The 1,257-nt window shown below is 55.7% G+C and carries 2 protein-coding genes; both read left to right on the top strand.

The window, feature by feature from the left end:
- A partial coding sequence (locus ACXJ5O_RS27360) for a CTP synthase (RefSeq protein WP_457302654.1) occupies positions 1-928 on the top strand: 928 nt, incomplete at its 5' end.
- A gap of 24 nt (positions 929-952) precedes the next feature.
- A partial coding sequence (locus tag ACXJ5O_RS27355; protein WP_457302653.1) for a VOC family protein occupies positions 953-1,257 on the top strand: 305 nt, incomplete at its 3' end.

Genomic DNA, 1,257 nt, shown 5'->3' with positions numbered 1-1,257 from the left:
CATTCAGGCGCTCGATGTAGATACGATCTACGACGTGCCGATGGCTTACCACAAGGAAGGCCTTGATTCCGAAGTCCTTGCTGCGTTCGGCATCGATCCAGCCCCAAAGCCGCGCATGGAACGCTGGGACGAGGTAAGCCAGCGTATCCATAACCCGGAAGGCGAAGTGACGATTGCCATCGTCGGCAAATATACGGGCCTCAAGGATGCCTACAAGTCTTTGATCGAAGCGCTGCACCATGGCGGCATGGCCAACAAGGTAAAGGTCAATCTCGACTGGATTGAATCGGAAATTTTCGAGCAGGAAGACCCGGCTCCTTATCTGCAAAAGGTACACGGCATTCTGGTGCCCGGCGGCTTCGGCGAACGCGGTTCAGAAGGCAAGATTCTGGCGGCGAAATTTGCACGGGAAAAGAAGGTGCCGTACTTCGGTATTTGCTTCGGCATGCAGATGGCGGTGATCGAAGCGGCGAGATCACTGGCAGGGGTCGAGAAAGCATCTTCAAGTGAGTTCGGTCCGACCAGCGAACCTGTTGTCGGTCTGATGACGGAGTGGCTCAAAGGGAACATGCTGGAGAAGCGTGCGCAGACCGGTGATCTCGGCGGAACGATGCGGCTTGGTGCCTACGAAGCCCTGCTTAAATCCGGCACGCRCATCGCTGACATTTACGGGTCAACCGATATTTCGGAACGCCACCGTCATCGCTACGAAGTGAACATCGATTATAAGGATCGCCTGGAGGAGTGCGGCCTCGTGTTCTCTGGCATGTCACCGGATGGCGTGCTGCCCGAGACGATCGAATATTCCGACCATCCCTGGTTTATCGGCGTTCAATACCATCCGGAATTGAAGTCCCGTCCGTTCGAACCGCATCCACTCTTTGCCTCGTTTATCAATGCGGCAATGGCGCAGAACCGGCTAGTGTGACAAAAATCGTTGGGGTGATTTGACATGACCATTTCATCTCCCCGTACCCCGCGTCCTGTCGACCATCTGGTTCTTCCTACTGCTGACCTTGACGTCGCTCGGGCACGTATGGAGCAACTTGGCTTTGTCGTTGCCCCGGTCGGCAAGYATCCATTTGGCACCGAAAATGTTTGCGTTTTCTTTGGCGATGACTGCTTTCTCGAATTTCTGGCAGTCGGCCAGCGTGAGACGTGCGAGGAAGAAGCGCGGAACGGCAACGTCTTTGTCGCCCGCGATCAGGCCTGGCGGTTCCGCAATGGCAGTGAAGGCTTCTCTGCTCTTGTCATGGG

The sequence above is a fragment of the Phyllobacterium sp. P5_D12 genome, assembly GCF_054049495.1.
This window is presented reverse-complemented; position numbering and strand designations above follow the sequence as displayed.